Origin of the sequence: Stenotrophomonas sp. TWI700, from assembly GCF_039673645.1 — a bacterium.
GTDB lineage: Bacteria > Pseudomonadota > Gammaproteobacteria > Xanthomonadales > Xanthomonadaceae > Stenotrophomonas > Stenotrophomonas maltophilia_AA.
Genome location: NZ_JBDJMB010000021.1, coordinates 14,532 through 32,052, shown reverse-complemented (window position 1 = coordinate 32,052; position 17,521 = coordinate 14,532). Strand labels below are relative to the sequence as shown.

Sequence of the window (17,521 nt, the reverse complement as noted above, 5' to 3'; positions counted from 1 at the left end):
GCCTCATGTCGTACGGCGGTAACCAAAAGCTGTCCATGGCGGCCCCTTTCGGGACTGGCCAGGACAAGGCGGGACAAGGGTTTCAGCGGTTCTTGACCGGTGTCTCGGCACAGATGGACAACGCGTGGATATCGGTCTCCATCATCGTCCCCAGAGCCGCATAGACGGCCCGATGGCGCGCCAGCGGCAGCTTTCCTTCGAAGGCCGCGCTGACCACGTGCACCTTGAAATGGCCGCGGCCGTCCCGCGCGCCCTCGTGGCCGGCGTGGCGGTGGCTGTCGTCCTTGACCTCCAGCAGCTCGGGATCCAGCGCCTGCTGCAGGGCCTCGCGGATGCGCTCGACCCGGTTCATGGCAGGACCTTGCGGAACGGGCGGACCTGGACGCGCACGTAGACGCCCGCCTCTACATAAGGATCGGCGGCGGCCCAGTCCTGGGCCTGGGTCAGCGAATCGAACGCGGCGATGACCACGCTGCCGCTGAAGCCGGCCGGGCCGGGGTCTTCGCTGTCGATGGCCGGGCACGGGCCGGCCAGCAGCAGCCGGCCTTCATCCTGCAGGGCCTGCAGCCGGGCCAGATGGGCCGGGCGCGACGCCAGACGGGCGGCCAGCACGTCGGTGCCGTCATAGCCTTCAATCACATACCACACGGGCAACTCCGAGGTCTTGTTGAATCGAACCCGGGCATTCTAGCGGGGCTGGCTGGACACTGGCGCGGCAACCCCGTAGTCTTATGTCCATTGCACGTGGCTGGACGCAGCGCCCCGTCGGCACCCGGCTCCACCGCCAGCCGACGACCGACCCACTGCCCCACACCAGCACACGTAGACGACCTCCCCGTAGTTCTGTCGCTGCCCATCGCGGCGCGCCTTGCTGTTTGAAGTGTGGAATCGCGCCGACCCAGGCGTGTCATGGCTTGCCATCCTGCCGCCCGGCACCGTTCCGGACGCTGGCATGGTGCGGCGACCGGTCCGTTGCAATACTGACGTCTATTTGATGACTGCCGAACTCGCGCTCGACGCGAACCCGCCAACCCGAGTGCCCGCCCCACAGCAGCAGGAAATGCCGCTGGCCGTGGTGCATGGACAGCCGGTCCTGCAGATTCCGCAGGACCTGTACATCCCGCCGGACGCGCTGGAAGTCATCCTGGATGCCTTCGAGGGTCCGCTGGACCTGCTGCTGTACCTGATCCGCCGGCAGAACCTCGACATCCTGGACATCCCGGTCGCCGAGATCACCCGCCAGTACGTCGAGTACATCAACGTCATGCAGGAGCTGCGCTTCGAACTGGCGGCCGAGTACCTGGTGATGGCGGCGATCCTGGCCGAAGTGAAATCGCGGATGCTGTTGCCGCGGCCGCCCAGCATCGAGGGCGAGGAAGCCGATCCGCGTGCCGAGCTGGTGCGCCGGCTGCAGGAGTACGAACGTTTCAAGCAGGCCGCCGAGGACATCGACAGCCTGCCCCGCCAGGACCGCGACACCACCGTGGTCCATGCCTTCGTCCCCGATCGCGCGGCCGTCAAGCTGCCGCCGCCGGTGGACCTGAAGGAAATGCTGATGGCGCTGCACGACGTGCTCAAGCGCGCCGAGCTGTTCACCGGCCACGCGATCAAACGCGAGGCGCTGAGCGTGCGCCAGCGGATGGGCGACGTGCTGGGCCGTCTGGAAGATGGCAGGTTCTACCGGTTTGAAACGCTGTTCACCGCCGAAGAAGGCAAGCTGGGGGTGCTGGTCACCTTCCTCGCCCTGCTCGAACTGGCCAAGGAACAGCTGCTGGACATCGTCCAGGAAGCTCCGCTGGCGCCGATCTACGTCAAGTCCCTGGCCGCCGGCAACACCAACGAACCGCTGCAGTTCAACAGCGAGTTCGACGACAACGACGCCGCCAACGAATCCGACTGAGCACCCGACCCACGCATGGATCAACCGCTGATCAACCGTATTGTCGAAGGCGCCCTGCTGGCGGCCAGCGAGCCGTTGACGCTGGCGCAGCTGCAGGGCCTGTTCCCGGAAGAGGAGCCGGCCCCGCCGGGCAGCATCGAACGCGCGCTGGAACTGCTGCGCGACGGCTGCCAGGACCGCGGCGTGGAACTGGTCGAGGTGGCCTCCGGCTTCCGCTTCCAGGTCACCAGCGAAGTGCATGGCTACATCACCCGGCTGTGGACCGAACGCAAGACCCGCTACACCCGTGCCACCCTGGAAACGCTGGCGCTGATCGCCTACCGCCAGCCGATCACCCGCGGCGAGATCGAGCAGGTGCGCGGCGTGGCGGTCAGCAGCAACATCATCCAGGCACTGGAAGAGCGCGAATGGATCCGCGTGATCGGCCACCGCGACGTGCCCGGCAAGCCGGCGCTGTTCGGCACCACCAAGGGCTTCCTGGATTATTTTGGGCTCAAGCGCCTGGACGAACTGCCGCCGCTGTCCGAGCTGCGCGACCTGGGTGAGCTGGAGCCGCAGCTGCCGCTGGACAACGAAGGTCAACCGGCCGGTCGCCTGCCTGCCGGCGCTGCGACACCGGATGCCGAGCTGGACAGCGACGCGGCCAACGACGATGCCACTCCGGCGCCGGCGGACCTGGCCGACGCGATGGACCCTGCAGAACCGGCCGACCCGGCCGACCCGCTGGACCCTGCCGCCGCCCGGCTGGCCGCCCGCGTGGCACTGGCCTCGGCGCGGCTGGCGGAGCAACCGGCAGAACCGGACAATAACGAGGCTTCCGCCGATGCGGACGCCTCCGACACCCCATCCCATGCGCCGTTGTCGCTTGCCGACGACGACGCGGATACGACCGCCAGCGATGGCGAACCCGATACCGCGCCGGGAGAGCGCGCGGCGCCCCAGAACGAAACCGAAAACAACGCCGTCGCGAAGACGACCGTGGCTGTTGACGAAGCCGATCCCGAACCAGAGGCCGACGCATCCGTTGCCGGCCGGAGCCAAGTAAATGAGTGACACCCCCCGCAAGCCATCGTTGAACAAGCTTTCGCTCAAGCGCGAAACCGCCTCCGAACAGCCCAAGCTGGAAGAGCGCCTGCACAAAGTGCTGGCGCAGGCCGGCCTGGGTTCGCGCCGCGCGCTGGAACAGCGCATCGCCGATGGCCTGGTCAAGGTCAACGGTGAGGTCGCGCAGACCGGCCAGTCGATCAAGAGCGGCGACAAAGTCGAGCTGGACGGCCGTGGTTTCGTCGCCACCGCGCTGACCGAAACCTCCCGCGTGCTGGCCTACAACAAGCCCGAAGGCGAAGTGACCACGCGCGAAGACCCCGAAGGTCGCCCGACCGTGTTCGAAGCGCTGCCTGCCCTCAAGGGCGCGCGCTGGATCGCGATCGGCCGCCTGGACATCAACACCACCGGCCTGCTGCTGGCGACCACCGACGGTGAGCTGGCCAACGCGATGATGCACCCCTCCTACGAGGTCGAGCGCGAGTACGTCGTGCGCGTGCGTGCACCGGAAGGCGAAGAGAAAGTGCCGGACAGCATCGTCGACCGCCTCGCCCGCGGCGTGGCGCTGGAAGACGGTCCGGCCAAGTTCGATGAGATCGAACGCATCGGCGGCACCGATTCGCACGACTGGTTCCGCGTGGTCGTCAAGGAAGGCCGCAACCGCGAAGTCCGCCGCCTGTGGGAATCGCAGGGTTGCCAGGTCAGCCGCCTGAAGCGCACCCGCTACGGCAAGGTCAGCCTGCCGCGCGAACTGCTGCGTGGCCAGTCGGTGGAACTGCCGGCCAAGCAGGTTGAAGCGCTGCGCGCCGAACTGAAGCTGGAAGAAGGCGCGCCGTCGGCGCTGACCCTGCAGCCGGTGATCGGCCAGCGTCGCGCCGCCAAGACCACCGTGCGCGTGTCGCGCGAGGGTGGCCGTGGCAATGCCTACGTCAACGGCCACAACTCGGCCGACGAAGGCCGCGAACTGCGTCGTTTCGACAACGTGCGCGAAGAGCGCGGCCGTGGTCGCGGTGGCAAGGGTGGCGGCTTCAAGGGTGGCCTGACGGTCAGCGGCGAAGCAGCGGCCAAGCAGTCGCAGCGCCCGTTCAAGGCCCGCCCGGACAAGGGCAACCGGGCGCTTCCGGAAGGCAACCCGGCTGCGTTCCGCAGCTGGTACGTGCCGGATGGTGTCAGCACCGGCCCGAGCGGCCATCGCAATGCCGGCCCGGGCGCTGCCCGTGGTCCCGGCGCGCGTGGTCCGGGTGCCGGCGCCGGTGCCGGCGGCCAGGGCCGTCCGTATGGCAAGCCGAAGGGTCCGGGTGGCGCAGGCGGCCCGGGGCGCGGCAGCTACGGCGGCGGCGCTGAAGGTCGCGGCGGCTATGCCGGCGGTGGCGGCGGTTACGGCGGCGAGAACCGCGGTGGCGAAAGCCGTGGCGGCTACGGCGGCCAGGGCCGTCCGGCCGGTCCGGGCGGCGGTGGCAACCGCGGTGCCCAGGGTGGCCAGGGTCCGTCCCGCCATCCGTACGGCCATCCGGGCAATGCCCCGAGCTTCCCGTCCGATCACGCCAATCCGGGCGCCAGCCCGTACGGCAGCGCGCGTCCGGCGGGCAACCGCGGTCCGGGTGGTCCGGGTGGCAACCGTGGTCCGGGTGGCCCAGGTGCACGGGGTCCGGGTGGCGCCAGTGCGCGCGGCCCCGGCGGTCCCGGTGGCAACCGCGGTCCGGGTGGTCCGAGCGGCAACCGTGGCCCGGGTGGCCCCGGTGCTCGCGGTCCCGGTGGCCCGGGTGGTCGTCCCGGTGGCAATCGCGGCCCGGGTGGCGGCGGTCACCGTGGTGGCGGCCCGCGCGGCGGCTGATCACTGATACGCTGAGATCAAAAAACCCCGGCTCAGGCCGGGGTTTTTCGTTGGGTCCACGCGGGCCGCGACCAACCCGGTCCTGTAGAGCCACCCCATGGGTGGCTGCGCTTCATGGGGTGGCTGCGCTTCCTGGGGTGGCTGCGCGTCATGCCGGAGACGGTGGTGCAGCCACGCTTGGCGTGGCTCTGCGCCTCAGCGTCGTTCGATGGTGAAGCGGCCCACGCCCACGCCCAGGTCCCAGCCCTTGCCGGTGCCCGCCAAGGCGAGCGAGATATCGCCCTTGGTCATCACCTGGGCATTGCTGGATTTGTCGGCACCCGCGTGCGCTTCGACGGACGCATAGGAACCGATCAGGTCGTTGACCGAGTAGGCGCCGGAGAACTTGCCCTTGCCGTCGACGATCTTCGACTTGCCCACGGTCAGGCCGCCGCCCTTGGCGGTGATCTTGACCGGAATGCGCGCGCCGTTGTCGCACTGGATGGTGCCGGTGCCGGAGGCGGTCTTGTACAGCACCGACCAGCCCGCCAGGTTGTAGTGCAGCTCGCAATCGATGTTGCCGGCAGCCTGCGCGGCCGGGACGGCCGAGATACCGGCCAATGCGATCAATGCCAGGGAGAACTTTTTCATGCAGGTCCGCTCGTACGCAGTGGGAACGCGCCGAATCTAGCAGCGTGCGCGTGTGGCGAAGATGATGCACACCGCACGCATCCTGCATCCGTTCAGCCGGAGCGGCCCGGGTAGTGCCGGCCGCTGGCCGGCTCCAGGCAATCTTCCAATGCCCATGAGAGCCGGCCGCTGGCCGGCAATGCGCACCGCCAACAACGTGCAGAGCCGGCCAGCGGCTGGCACTACCGTTTCAGCGGTGTTCCTGCAGGCTGAAACTGTCCGCATCCAGCATTGCCGGGAAGCGCGCGCGGTGGGCGGCCAGTGCCGCGGCCGAGATCGTGGTGGTGACCACCTGCTCGGTTTCGCGCACTTCCACCTGCGGCTGGCCGAGGAAATCGATCACTGCGCTGTCGCCGGCGTAATGCAGGTCGTTGCCGTCGACACCGATCCGGTTCACCGCCGCCACATAGCAGAGGTTCTCGATCGCGCGTGCGCGCAGCAGCGTCTTCCACGCATAGGCGCGTGCCGACGGCCAGTTGGCGACGAAAATCTGCAGATCGAAATCCAGCTGGTCGGCGCGCTCCACGTTGTAGCGGTTGCGGCAGAACACCGGGAAACGCAGGTCGTAGCAGACCTGCGGATTGATCCGCCACCCCTTCCACTCCACGCTCAGGCGCTCGCTGCCGGCGGCATAGCGCTCGTGCTCGCCACCGTAACGGAACAGGTGGCGCTTGTCGTAATACCGCAGCTCGCCCTCCGGGGTGGCCCACAGCAAGCGGTTGTAGACGCCCTCGCCCACCCGCAGCTGCACGCTGCCGGTGACCGCCGCGCCCAGGCGCACGGCCTGCTCGCGGATCCAGGCCACGGTCGGGCCGTCCATGCCTTCGGCCTTGTCGATGGCGTCGTTGGAGAAGCCACTGGTGAAGGTCTCCGGCAGGATCACCAGGTCGGTCTGCCCGGCCAGCGGCGCCAGCAGTGCGCCGTAATGCGCGCGGTTGCCGGCCGGGTCGTGCCAGCGGGTATCGCCCTGGACCAGGGAAATGCGCAGGTCCTGCAGATCGGTCGCGGTGCGCATCACAGGGCCCGCAGTCGTTCGATCGCCGCGTCCATCGTGGCGTCGTTCTTGGCGAAGCACAGGCGGACCAGGCGCTGGCCGGCGGGCGCGGTCTCATAGAAGGGCGACAGCGGGATCGCCGCCACGCCCTTCTCGATCGTCAGCCATTTCACGAATTCGTGGTCCGGCAGATCGCTGATGGCCGAGTAATCCACCAGCTGGAAGTAACCGCCCGGCACCGGCAGCGGTTGCAGGCGCGTGGTCAGCAACTGCTCGCGGAAGCGGTCGCGCTTGGCCTGGTAGAACGCGCCCAGTTCCAGATGGTGTCCGGGCTCGTCGCGGATCATCGCGGCGAAGCCGTACTGCGCCGGACCAAAGCTGGTGAAGGTGTTGTACTGGTGCACCTTGCGGAACTCGGCGGTCATCGCCGGCGGCGCGATCGCGTAGCCGATCTTCCAGCCGGTGCAGTGGTAGGTCTTGCCGAAGCTGGAAATCACGAACGCGCGCTCGCGTAGCTCCGGATGGCGCAGCGAGGATTCGTGGCGGCGGCCGTCATAGATGATGTGCTCGTACACCTCATCGGAAATCAGGTAGATGTCGGTGCCGCGCAGCACATCGGCCAGCGCCTGCATGTCGTCGGCGGTCAGCATCGCGCCGGACGGGTTGTGCGGCGTGTTGACCATCAACAGCCGGGTCCGCGGCGTGATCGCGGCACGCACGCGGTCCCAGTCGACCGCGAAGGTCTGCGGGTCCAGCGGCACGTGCACCGCGCGTGCGCCGGCCAGGTCGATCGCCGGCTCGTAGCAGTCGTAGGCCGGGTCGAGCACGATCACTTCCTCGCCCGGGCGGACCACGGCGTGGATGGCGTTGAAGATCGCCTCGGTGGCGCCACTGGTGACGGTGATCTCGGTATCCGGATCCACCTGCGCGCCGTACAGATCCAGCGACTTCTGCGCGATGGCCTGGCGCAGCGGCGCCACGCCGGTCATCGGCGGGTACTGGTTGAGCCCGCCCTGCATCGCGGCGATGGTTTCATCGATCAGCCGCTGCGGTGCGGAGAAATCCGGAAACCCCTGGCCCAGGTTGACCGCACCGTGTTCGGCGGCGAGCTGGGACATCACGGTGAAGATGGTGGTGCCCACCTTGGGCAGCTTGGTTTGCGGTTGCATCGGCAGGCAGGATCGAGGGGGTAGATGACGAAGTGTACGAAATCCCCCGAAGCCATGACGGTCGTGCCGGCCGCGGCCGACACGACGTCGCCCGTCCCCGATACAATGAACACTCCTCCCGGTGTGAAGCCTGAGCCCTTTGAACGCCCCTCCGTTGCTGGCCGCGCATGGCCTTGGCTTCAGTCGCAACGACGAACCCGTCTTCGGCCCCCTGGACCTGCATGTCGATGCCGGGGAAGCCCTGCTGGTGCAGGGCGACAACGGTGCCGGCAAGACCACCCTGCTGCGGGTGCTGGCCGGCCTGCTGCGTGCCGAGAGCGGGCACGTCGAGATCGATGGCAAGCGCGCCGGGCACAAGGAACGGGCGAACTACGTGGCCTACCTCAGCCACCTGCCCGCGTTGAAGCCGGACCTGGACACGCTGGAGAACCTGCATTTCCTGTGTGGCCTGCACGGTCGCCGCGCCCGCCAGATGCCCGGCAATGCGCTGGCGATCGTCGGCCTGGCCGGGTATGAGGACACGCTGGTGCGGCAGCTGTCGGCCGGCCAGAAGCGCCGCTTGGCACTGGCCCGCATCTGGCTCTCGCCCGCGCCGCTGTGGCTGCTCGACGAGCCCTACGCCAATCTCGACCTGGAGGGCATCAACCTGGTGAACCGCATGATTTCCGCGCACCTGCGCAGCGGCGGCGCTGCGCTTGTCACCACCCACGGTGCCTATGCCGCCCCGCCGGTGCGCACGCGCCTGCTGACCCTGGGCGTGGCGGCATGATCGCGCCGGGTACCGAACCAGGCCTGTGGCAGACCGCACGGGCGCTGGTCGCCCGCGACATGCGCCTGCTCTGGCGGCGCCGTGGCGATGCCCTGCAGCCGCTGCTGTTCGCGCTGCTGGTGGTGGTGCTGTTCGCGCTGGCGCTGGGCCGCGATCCGGAGGCGATGGCACGCGTCGCCGCGGCGGTGATGTGGCTGGCGGTGCTGCTGGCCGGTCAGTTGGCGATGGATTCGCTGTTCCGCAGCGATGCCGAGGACGGCTCGCTGGAGCAATGGCTGCTGGCCCCGGTGCCGCTGGCCTGGCTGGTGCTGGTGCGGGTGCTGGTGCACTGGGTCACCACCGCCTTGCCACTGATCGTGATGTCGCCGCTGCTGGCGGAAATGCTGCATCTGCCGCATGACCAGTTGCCGATGTTGCTGGCATCGTTGCTGCTGGGCACCCCGTTGCTGAGCCTGATCGGCGGGGTGGTCGCCGCGCTGACGGTCGGCATCCGGCGCTCTGGTATTCTCGTGGCACTGCTGGCCCTGCCGCTGTATGTGCCAGTGCTGGTATTCGGCGCCGGCAGCGTGGCGGCGGTCGCACGCGGGCAGGACCCGATTGGCGCGCTACTGATGCTGGGCGCCGGGCTGGTGATCGCGCTGGTGCTGGCCCCGCTGGCGACAGCCGCCGCGATCCGCATCTCGCTGAGTTGAGCGGTATGGCGTACTGTCGGTGGCGTGAGCTGCGTTGTGAGCGTCACCTGCATCCGCGTCACCCGTTGCCGAGCCACTCCACGTCCGTTCCATCGTCGCCCTTCGTTGGATAGCCACTGCCGCATGCACCCGATCGTCCGCTGGTTCCACCAACTCGGTTCGCCGCCTACCTTCGACCGCTTTGCCGCGCGCTGGTCGCGGGTGTTCTACCTGGCGGCGGTGCCGGTGCTGCTGGTCGGCATCTGGCAGGCGCTGGCGGTGGTGCCGGCCGATTCCAAGCAGCTGGACAGCTTCCGCATCCTCTACATCCACGTGCCCAGCGCGTGGATGAGCCTGTTCGTGTTCGCGCTGATGGCGCTGTACGCGGCGATCGCGCTGATCTGGCGGATCAAGACCTGCGAAATCCTGGCGATGGCCTGCGCCCCGCTCGGCGCCGGCTTCACCCTGATCACCCTGCTCACCGGCAGCATCTGGGGCAAGCCGACCTGGGGCACCTGGTGGGACTGGGACCCGCGCATGACCACCGAATTGATCCTGCTGCTCCTGTACCTGGGGGTGATCGGCCTGTATTACGCCATCGAGGACCGTCGCAGCGCCGCGCGCGCGGCCGGCCTGCTGTCCATCGTCGGGGTGAGCCTGCTGCCGGTGATCCGCTATTCGGTGGAATGGTGGGGCAGCCTGCACCAGGGCCAGACCATCCGCCTGTTCGGCGACTCCACCCTGGATGCCAGCATGGCGCTGCCCCTGTGGCTGATGGTGATCGGTACCAAGCTGTGGTTCGCCGGCTCGCTGCTGGCCAAGGCCCGTGCCGACAACCTGCTGCGCGAGGCCGGCAAGGCCTGGGTCGCTGCAGGCACCCGTGCCCCTCTGGAGGACCGCCGCGCATGACCCACCTGCCCTATGTGATGGCCGCCTATGCGGTGTTCGTGCTGGTGCTGGGCAGTGATGCCATCGGCTCCTGGCTGCGGCTGCGCTGGGCACGCCGCCTGGCGGCACGCCGCCAGCAGCGCCAACAGGCCCGCGCGGCGGCGGGCAGCACGCCGCCAGTGGCGCCGGAGCTGACCCGATGAATCCGGTCCGGCGTCGCCGCCTGCTCTGGGTGATGCTGCTGGTGCTCGCCTCCGGCCTGGCGACCGCGCTGGTGGCGATGGCCCTGCAGCGCAATATCGCCTACCTCTATACCCCTTCCGAAGTGCTGCGCGGCGATGCCGGCGATCACGCCCGGTTCCGCCTCGGCGGCATGGTGGTCAAAGGGTCACTGCAGCGCGCGCCCGGCTCGATGGATGCGCACTTCGTGGTCACCGATGGTGACGCCACGCTGCCGGTGATCACCTCGCGGATCCTGCCGGACCTGTTCGCCGAGGGCACCGCCGTGGTCGCCACCGGACGCCTGCAGGATGGCCGCTTCGTCGCCGAGGAAGTGCTGGCCAAGCACGACGAGACCTACATGCCCAAGGAAGTGGCCGACAAGATGGGCCAGGCACATACCAAACACGATGTGCCCGTGCCGGCACCGGAGACGTACTGAGTGCTGCCGGAACTGGGGCAGATCCTGCTGGTCACCGCCTTGCTGATGGCACTGCTGCAGACGGTGCTGCCGCTGTGGGGCGCCCATCGCGACCGCGCCACGTGGATGGCGGTGGCACGTCCGGCCGCGTATGCCCAGCTGGCACTGCTGCTGGGCGCGTTCGGTGTGTTGACGGCGGCCTTCGTCACCCAGGATTTCTCGGTGCGCTATGTCGCGGAGAATTCGAACTCGCTGCTGCCGCTGGCGTACCGCTACTCCGCGGTCTGGGGCGCACACGAAGGCTCGCTGCTGCTGTGGGCGCTGGTGCTGGCGGTATGGTGCGGCGCGGTGGCACGGTGGTCCAAGCGCCTGCCCGCCGTCGTCTCCGCGCGCGTGCTCGGGGTGCTCGGCATCATCAGCATCGGCTTCCTCGCCTTCCTCATCTTCACCTCCAATCCGTTCGCGCGGCTGATCCCGGCGCCGCTGGAAGGACGCGACCTCAACCCGCTGCTGCAGGATCCCGGGCTGATCATCCATCCGCCGATGCTGTACATCGGGTACGTGGGCTTTGCGGTGCCGTTCGCATTCGCGATCGCCGCCCTGCTGGAAGGCCGCGTGGATGCGCGCTGGCTGCGCTGGACGCGGCCGTGGACCAACGTGGCCTGGGGCTTCCTGACCCTCGGCATCGCGCTGGGCAGCTGGTGGGCGTATTACGAACTGGGCTGGGGCGGCTGGTGGTTCTGGGATCCGGTCGAGAACGCCAGCTTCATGCCGTGGCTGGCCGGCGCGGCGCTGATCCACTCCCAGGCCGTCACTGAAAAGCGCGGCAGCTTCGCCAGCTGGACGCTGCTGCTGGCGATCGCGGCGTTCGCGCTGTCACTGCTCGGCACCTTCCTGGTGCGCTCGGGCGTGCTGACCAGCGTGCATTCGTTTGCCGCCGATCCCTCGCGCGGCACCTTCATTCTGATCTTCCTGGCCGTGGTCATCGGTGGCGCGCTGCTGCTGTATGCGCTGCGGGCCGGCGCGCTGACCAGCGAGGATCCGCGCCGCGGCTTCCTGCCGACCTCGCGTGAAACCCTGCTGCTGGCCAACAACCTGCTGCTCGCCGCAGCCTGCGGCATGGTGCTGCTCGGCACGCTTTACCCGCTGCTGGCCGACGCACTCGGGCTGGGCAAGGTCTCGGTCGGGCCGCCCTACTTCGGCACGTTGTTCGTGGTCCTGATGGCGCCGCTGGTGGCGCTGCTGCCGTTCGGGCCGCTGGTCAACTGGCAGCGCGACCAGGCCTCGCGCCGCGTGGCGATGCTCGCGCCGTGGGCCGGGCTGGCCCTGCTGCTCGGCGTGATCGCCCACTTCATGGCGCCCCAGGGGGCGCTGAAGAGCGCCGCCGGTGTCACCGGGGCGGCCTGGGTCGCGTTCGGTACCGGGCGCTTTGTCTGGACCCGCCTGCGCGGCAACGGCAGGTTCACCGCCGAGATGGTCGGCATGCTGCTCGCCCATGGTGGCGTGGCCGTGTTCCTGGCCGGTGCGCTGCTGGTCGAGGCCTTGAACGTGCAGCGCGAAGTCGCGCTCGCACCGGGACAGTCGCTGGTGGTGGGCACGTATGAAGTGCGCTTCGAAGGCGTAGACCATCAACAGGGCCCGAACTACGTCGCCGATCGCGGCCACCTGCGCGTGCTCCAGCACGACCGCGAACTGGCCCTGCTGCATCCGGAAAAACGCCTGTACGCCAGTGGCGGACAGGTGATGACCGAGGCCGGCATCCACGCCCGCCTCAACGGCGATGTTTACGTGGCACTCGGCGAGTCGCTGGGCAACAATGCATGGGCCGTGCGCGTGCACATCAAACCGTTCGTCCGCTGGATCTGGCTGGGCGCGCTGCTGATGGCACTGGGTGGCTTCGTCACCGCCGCCGATCGTCGTTTCCGTCGTCCCTAGGAGTTCCCCGTGTCCGATCCCCGCCCCGCCTCCCGTCCGCTGCCGCCCGTGGCCATCGTCATCGGGGTGCTGTTCTTCTTCGGGCTGCTGGGGCTGATGATCTACGGGGTGATGAAATCCGGCGCGCCGGACCGCGACGTGCTGCCCTCGGCGCTGATCGGCAAGGCCGCACCGGCGTTCGAGCTGCCGGTGCTGCACGATCCGCAGATCAAGGTCAGCAGCACTGAACTGCGCGGCGCGCCCTATGTCCTCAATGTATGGGGCAGCTGGTGCGCGGCCTGCCGCGACGAACATCCGATCCTGACCAAATTCGCCGAAACCAAGCGCGTGCGCGTGATCGGCTACAACTGGAAGGACGAGCCGGCCGATGCGCTGCGCTGGCTGGAGCAGCTGGGCAATCCGTTCGTGCTGGTGCTGAGCGACATCGAAGGCCGCACCGCGATCGACTGGGGCGTCACCGCCGCGCCGGAGACCTTCCTGATCGACGCCAGCGGCGTGGTGCGCTGGAAGTACAGCGGCGCGCTCAGCCAGCGCGTCATCGATACCCAGCTGATTCCGGAACTGGAAAAGGTGGAGCGTGCCCATGCCAATGCCCAGCCGCAGCTGCCGGCCTCGCCGTAACCGGATGACCCGCCGGGTCGGCGTGGCGCTGATCGCGCTGGCCCTGGCATTGGCCCCGCCGGCCATGGCGCAGGCCGTCTCCGACCCGACCCCGTTGCAGTACCGCGATGCCGCCGAGGAAGCCCGCTTCCATGCGCTGGCCGCCGAACTGCGCTGCGTGCAATGCCAGAACCAGTCGCTGGCCGATTCCAATGCACAGATCGCGCATGATCTGCGCCGCGAAGTGCTGGTACTGATGCAGCAGGGCAACAGCGATGCGCAGATCAAACAGTTCCTGGTCGACCGCTATGGCGAGTTCGTGCTGTACCGGCCGCCGATGGAGGCCCGCAACGCACTGCTCTGGTTCGGCCCGCCGGTGGCGCTGCTGATCGGCGCGGGCGTGCTGGTCTGGGTGGTGCGCCGTCGCAGCCGCGGGATCCAACCGATGGACAAGAGCGAGGAACGCTGGTGAGCCTGTGGATGGCCCTGAGTGCCGCCGTGTTCGCGGCCGCCCTTGCTGCACTCGTACTGCGGCCGCTGCGTGCAGGCGGTTCGCACCGCCCCTTTGTGATCGCCATGCTGGCGCTGGGATTGGCCGGTGGCGCGCTGTACCTGCTGGTCGGCACGCCGGATGCGGCCGAGCGGACCGCGACCAGCGACGCGCCCGCCACGCTGGAAGATGGCGTGCAGGCGCTGCAACAGGCGCTGGCGAAAGACCCACAACGCGCCGATGGCTGGGCCCTGCTCGGCCGCTCGCAGCTGGCGCTGGGCAAGCTGGCCGAGGCCACGGCCGCGTTCGACCGCGCGGTGCGGCTCGCGCCGGACGATCCCGGCATCCTGGTCGAAGCGGCGCAGGCGCGCGCGCAGGCCGCGCCGGGCAAACAGTTTGATGACCAGGCCCTGCAATGGCTGCGTCATGCGAACGCGCTGGCGCCGGAGAGCGAGCGGGCCGGCTGGCTGATCGGCATTGCCCTGCGCCAACGCGGCCAGGACGCCGAGGCCGCGAAGGCCTGGGAAGCCCTGCTGCCGACGCTGGAACCCGGCGCGGCGCGTGCGTTGCGCGAGCAGATCGCCATCGCACGTGGCGCTGCCGGTCTGCCGCCGCGGGTGGAAACCCCTGCCCCTGCCGCGGCGGGCGACCACGCCCTCGCCGTGCAGGTGCGCTTCGCGCCCGGAACCGCGATGGATCCGGCCTGGGCCAACGCCACGGTCTTCGTGATCGCACGCGCGCCGGACGGCCCGCCGATGCCGGTCGCGGTGCAGAAGCATCCGGCCAGCCGGCTGCCGCTGCTGGTGACGCTCGGCGATGGCGACAGCCCGATGCCGACCAGCACGCTGTCGCAGCTGCAGGAGGTCGAGGTACTGGCACGGCTGTCGCGCTCGGGCCAGGCCAACCGCCAGCCGGACGACGTGGAAACCGCGCCGGTACGGGTGCGCCTGCCCCACGCCGGGCCGGTGCCCTTGGTGTTCGATCGCCCATGACCGGTGCGCGGCGCGACGCAGCGTGCCGCCCACCACCACGGCGCCATCGCGGCGCCCGGCTAAAATGCGCGCATGACTGAATTCATTCCCCCCGGCACCCGCTACCACGCCCTGCCCTCGCCGTTCGCGTTCAAGCGCGGCGGTGCACTGCGCGAGGCGCATGTCGCCTACGAGACCTGGGGCACGCTCGACGCGGACGCCGGCAATGCGGTGTTGATCGTCACCGGGCTGTCGCCGGACGCGCATGCCGCGGCCAACGCCGACAATCCGGCCGCCGGCTGGTGGGAGGCCATGGTCGGCCCGGGCAAGCCGATCGATACGGATCGCTGGTTCGTGATCTGCGTGAACTCGCTGGGCAGCTGCAAGGGCTCGACCGGTCCGGCCAGCATCGACCCAGCCACCGGGGAGCTGTACGGCCTGCGCTTCCCCGAACTGTCGATCGAAGATGGCGCACGCGCAGCGGTCGAGGTGGTGCGCGCATTGGGCGTGACCGAGCTGGCCTGCGTGATCGGCAACTCGATGGGCGGGATGACCGCGCTGGCACTGCTGTTGCTGCACCCGGGCATCGCGCGCAGCCATATCAATATTTCCGGCAGTGCCCAGGCGTTGCCGTTCTCGATCGCGATCCGCTCGCTGCAACGCGAGGCGATCCGGCTCGACCCGCAGTGGAATGGCGGTCGCTACACCGACCAGGCCTATCCGGAATCGGGCATGCGCATGGCGCGCAAGCTCGGCGTGATCACCTACCGCTCCGCACTGGAATGGGATGGCCGCTTCGGCCGCGTGCGCCTGGATTCGGACCAGGCCGATGACGATCCGTTCGGCCTGGAGTTCCAGGTGGAAAGCTACCTGGAGGGCCATGCCCGCCGCTTCGTGCGCTTCTTCGATCCCAACTGCTATCTGTACCTGAGCCGCTCGATGGACTGGTTCGACCTGGCCGAATACGCCGACGGCAACGTCATGGCCGGGCTGGCGAAGATCCAGGTGGACAAGGCGCTGGCGATCGGCGCCAACACCGACATCCTGTTCCCGGTACAGCAGCAACAGCAGATCGCCGATGGCCTGCGCGCCGGTGGCGCCGACGCACAGTTCATCGGGCTGGATTCGCCGCAGGGCCACGATGCCTTCCTGGTCGACTTCGCCCGGTTTGGCCCGGCGGTCAGCGGCTTTCTGCAGGCGCTGTGAGGCACGCGCGCTGGTACCTGGCGCTGGCGGCGGCAGGCGCGTTGGTCGCGATGGCGATTACCGGGTTGTTACCGCAGTGGCTGGGCGCATGGTACGCACTCACCAGTGCTGTCGCCTTTGCGCTCTACGGGCATGACAAACGCGCCGCACGCCTGGGCAACTGGCGCACACCCGAGCGCACCCTGCAGCTGCTGGCCTTCGCGGGTGGTTGGCCTGGCGCGTTGCTGGGCCAATCCGTGTTCCGCCACAAACACCGCAAGAGCGCATTCCAGTGGGTGTTCGCCCTGTGCGTGCTGGCCAACGTCTCGGCGCTTGCGGTGCTGCTGCGGGCATGAACCCAAGAGTATTCAGTGCATGCGGCGCTGCTTCACTGCGACAAGCGTAGCCACGCGGCCGCCATGTCGATGGCGTCCTGATCACTCGAAACGCGTTCCTCGGGTTCTATCCCGTCCGGATAGGCCTCACCCGAGCGATCAACCATCACGGCCCTCGTCAACCGGAGCGCGCCACCGTCAGGCAGCGGATAGGAGCGGTTGGCTGTTGCGAGACCTGCCGTCGGCTGCCCGAAGAACCGGGTACCCGGGCGGGCTCTGAAGGCGACGGCAACGGCTTCTCCAGAGCTTGCGGTCTTCGGGCCGACGAGAACGGCCACGCGGCTGCTGGAAAGGTCGACTCCGCATGCACGGCGGGATTCTGGGCGCCAAGCGGTGGCAGTGCCGTTGCGGTCCCGGGATGCGCCAATATTTCCGTTACCCAGCAACGGTTGCAATCCGCTGAGCATCGGCCACATGTTGCCGCCCGTGTTCTGGCGCAGGTCGACGATCCAGCCCTTGGCTGACGTCGGCGCCAATCGTTCGATCTGCTCACAGAGCTGGGAGGTAAAAGCTTCACCAGCACTTGCTTCGGTCCCGCGCAGGCCCGGCACCAGAACGTAACCGATGTCCTGCATCTGCCTGGCCTCGATGTCTCTCGATGCAACAGCGGTCTCCCGGTATGCGGCGGCCTCCCTGGGGTGTTGCAGGAAGCTGTGGCGATCTGCCAGCAGATCCAAAACCGCTCTGATGCTGCCATAGGCCTCTTGTGCGGGGAGGCTTTTCAGTGCCGGCGCCAAGCGCGCCTTCTCCTCGGCGGACCAGTCAACGTTCCCGGCGTTCAACGCATTGGCGCGGATGGTGGTGAGGGCATACTCGACCATGTCATAGGCGGACACGCCGCCCGACGTGGCAGCCTCGGCTGTCAACACGAGCCCTTGCACAGCGACATGCCCGGCGCTGTCGAGCGTGACACCGAGCTTGAGGGTTGTCGTTCCGGACGGAATGTAAAGACGGAGCTCTCTCGCCTGCGCGCCCACGCCGGCACGCACGGGCGCGCCAGCTGAACTCGCAAACGCCAATCGCTCGTTGGCGCCGTCCGCACGCACCCACAGCGCGGCACTGCCTGCGCCATCCTCGACCAGTAATCGTCCAGCTAAACGAACCTCTCGCCCCTGGAAAGGACGGGCGTCCATCGAGGTGATGGCGCCGACGAATTTTTCCGTGCCGGTCGATTCGGCGGACAAGCGCAGGTCCGCACCACCGTCCTGCAGAATGTCTCCCGTACCGGAGGTGATCGAGTTGACGCTGGTGCCTTTCCAGACCGTGTCGGCCGAGGCCCCGCCGCTGAGGAGCCCCAGCATCAGGAGGAACGCTGCTCTGCACTTCATGCTCAACATCCTTGTTCACGTTGAGACACGATCCTAGTT

20 protein-coding genes are annotated in these 17,521 nt (G+C 68.5%); 14 read left to right on the top strand and 6 right to left on the bottom strand.

The genetic code is table 11. The annotated features are described in order from the left end of the window. Nucleotides 1-82: 82 nt before the first annotated feature. Together ABE473_RS14325 and ABE473_RS14320 are read right to left on the bottom strand one after the other, a co-directional pair. On the bottom strand, nt 83-352 hold the full coding sequence (locus tag ABE473_RS14325) for a BolA family protein (protein ID WP_346489938.1): 270 nt from the start codon (nt 350-352) through the stop codon (nt 83-85). Continuing rightward, the gene (locus ABE473_RS14320; protein ID WP_088434706.1) at nt 349-648 is read right to left on the bottom strand and encodes a YciI family protein; all 300 of its coding nucleotides are present in this window, start codon (nt 646-648) and stop codon (nt 349-351) included. Before ABE473_RS14320 ends, ABE473_RS14325 begins: the two co-directional genes overlap by 4 nt. Nucleotides 649-868: 220 nt before the next feature. On the opposite strand from ABE473_RS14320, the gene ABE473_RS14315 reads away from it, so the two are divergent. The 3 genes from ABE473_RS14315 to ABE473_RS14305 are packed head-to-tail and all read left to right on the top strand — an operon-like array spanning nt 869 to nt 4,778. Beyond that, the gene (locus ABE473_RS14315; protein ID WP_176989443.1) at nt 869-1,900 is read left to right on the top strand and encodes a ScpA family protein; all 1,032 of its coding nucleotides are present in this window, start codon (nt 869-871) and stop codon (nt 1,898-1,900) included. Nucleotides 1,901-1,915: 15 nt separating this feature from the next. Next, nucleotides 1,916-2,953 (top strand): SMC-Scp complex subunit ScpB, encoded by a 1,038-nt coding sequence (gene scpB / locus ABE473_RS14310; RefSeq protein WP_346489937.1) that lies wholly within the window; start codon nt 1,916-1,918, stop codon nt 2,951-2,953. Continuing rightward, complete coding sequence (locus ABE473_RS14305; protein ID WP_346489936.1) at nt 2,946-4,778, top strand: pseudouridine synthase; 1,833 nt, start codon at nt 2,946-2,948, stop codon at nt 4,776-4,778. Before scpB ends, ABE473_RS14305 begins: the two co-directional genes overlap by 8 nt. Nucleotides 4,779-4,973: 195 nt before the next feature. Here ABE473_RS14305 and ABE473_RS14300 read toward each other — a convergent pair whose 3' ends face one another. The 3 genes from ABE473_RS14300 to ABE473_RS14290 form a co-directional block, all read right to left on the bottom strand. Next, nucleotides 4,974-5,408 carry a hypothetical protein gene (locus ABE473_RS14300; RefSeq protein WP_346478192.1) on the bottom strand — a complete coding sequence of 145 codons (435 nt, stop codon included), beginning with the start codon at nt 5,406-5,408 and terminating at the stop codon, nt 4,974-4,976. A 229-nt stretch (nt 5,409-5,637) separates the two neighbouring features. Beyond that, nucleotides 5,638-6,444 carry an amidohydrolase gene (locus tag ABE473_RS14295; RefSeq protein WP_346489959.1) on the bottom strand — a complete coding sequence of 269 codons (807 nt, stop codon included), beginning with the start codon at nt 6,442-6,444 and terminating at the stop codon, nt 5,638-5,640. A gap of 17 nt (nt 6,445-6,461) precedes the next feature. After that, nucleotides 6,462-7,610, bottom strand: a complete 1,149-nt coding sequence (locus tag ABE473_RS14290) for a pyridoxal phosphate-dependent aminotransferase (protein WP_346489935.1) — start codon at nt 7,608-7,610, stop codon at nt 6,462-6,464. Between the two features lie 139 nt (nt 7,611-7,749). On the opposite strand from ABE473_RS14290, the gene ccmA reads away from it, so the two are divergent. From ccmA to ABE473_RS14235, 11 genes are all read left to right on the top strand, one after another. After that, the gene (ccmA, locus tag ABE473_RS14285; RefSeq protein ID WP_346478190.1) at nt 7,750-8,379 is read left to right on the top strand and encodes a heme ABC exporter ATP-binding protein CcmA; all 630 of its coding nucleotides are present in this window, start codon (nt 7,750-7,752) and stop codon (nt 8,377-8,379) included. Further along, nucleotides 8,376-9,071, top strand: a complete 696-nt coding sequence (ccmB, locus tag ABE473_RS14280; protein WP_176989437.1) for a heme exporter protein CcmB — start codon at nt 8,376-8,378, stop codon at nt 9,069-9,071. The genes ccmA and ccmB overlap by 4 nt, the downstream gene beginning before the upstream one ends. Before the next feature lie 123 nt (nt 9,072-9,194). Next, nucleotides 9,195-9,959, top strand: coding sequence for a heme ABC transporter permease CcmC (ccmC, locus tag ABE473_RS14275; RefSeq protein WP_346489934.1), 765 nt, complete (start codon nt 9,195-9,197; stop codon nt 9,957-9,959). Next, nucleotides 9,956-10,141: a heme exporter protein CcmD gene (ccmD, locus tag ABE473_RS14270; protein WP_346489933.1), complete on the top strand. Its 186-nt coding sequence runs from the start codon at nt 9,956-9,958 to the stop codon at nt 10,139-10,141. The genes ccmC and ccmD overlap by 4 nt, the downstream gene beginning before the upstream one ends. After that, nucleotides 10,138-10,599 (top strand): cytochrome c maturation protein CcmE, encoded by a 462-nt coding sequence (gene ccmE / locus ABE473_RS14265; RefSeq protein WP_346489932.1) that lies wholly within the window; start codon nt 10,138-10,140, stop codon nt 10,597-10,599. Before ccmD ends, ccmE begins: the two co-directional genes overlap by 4 nt. Next, complete coding sequence (locus ABE473_RS14260) at nt 10,600-12,513, top strand: heme lyase CcmF/NrfE family subunit (protein ID WP_346489931.1); 1,914 nt, start codon at nt 10,600-10,602, stop codon at nt 12,511-12,513. A 9-nt stretch (nt 12,514-12,522) separates the two neighbouring features. Next, the gene (locus tag ABE473_RS14255; RefSeq protein ID WP_346489930.1) at nt 12,523-13,134 is read left to right on the top strand and encodes a DsbE family thiol:disulfide interchange protein; all 612 of its coding nucleotides are present in this window, start codon (nt 12,523-12,525) and stop codon (nt 13,132-13,134) included. 4 nt (nt 13,135-13,138) lie between these two features. Beyond that, nucleotides 13,139-13,585 carry a cytochrome c-type biogenesis protein gene (locus ABE473_RS14250; RefSeq protein WP_346489958.1) on the top strand — a complete coding sequence of 149 codons (447 nt, stop codon included), beginning with the start codon at nt 13,139-13,141 and terminating at the stop codon, nt 13,583-13,585. Further along, a complete protein-coding gene (locus ABE473_RS14245; RefSeq protein ID WP_346489957.1) occupies nt 13,579-14,595 on the top strand; it encodes a tetratricopeptide repeat protein in 1,017 nt (338 codons plus the stop codon). Before ABE473_RS14250 ends, ABE473_RS14245 begins: the two co-directional genes overlap by 7 nt. 72 nt (nt 14,596-14,667) lie before the next feature. Beyond that, the gene (locus tag ABE473_RS14240) at nt 14,668-15,780 is read left to right on the top strand and encodes a homoserine O-acetyltransferase (protein ID WP_346489929.1); all 1,113 of its coding nucleotides are present in this window, start codon (nt 14,668-14,670) and stop codon (nt 15,778-15,780) included. A gap of 50 nt (nt 15,781-15,830) precedes the next feature. Next, nucleotides 15,831-16,115 (top strand): DUF1294 domain-containing protein, encoded by a 285-nt coding sequence (locus tag ABE473_RS14235; RefSeq protein WP_346489956.1) that lies wholly within the window; start codon nt 15,831-15,833, stop codon nt 16,113-16,115. A 32-nt stretch (nt 16,116-16,147) separates the two neighbouring features. On the opposite strand, the gene ABE473_RS14230 is transcribed toward ABE473_RS14235, so the two are convergent. Continuing rightward, nucleotides 16,148-17,482 (bottom strand): S41 family peptidase, encoded by a 1,335-nt coding sequence (locus tag ABE473_RS14230; RefSeq protein ID WP_346489928.1) that lies wholly within the window; start codon nt 17,480-17,482, stop codon nt 16,148-16,150. Between the last annotated feature and the right edge of the window lie 39 nt (nt 17,483-17,521).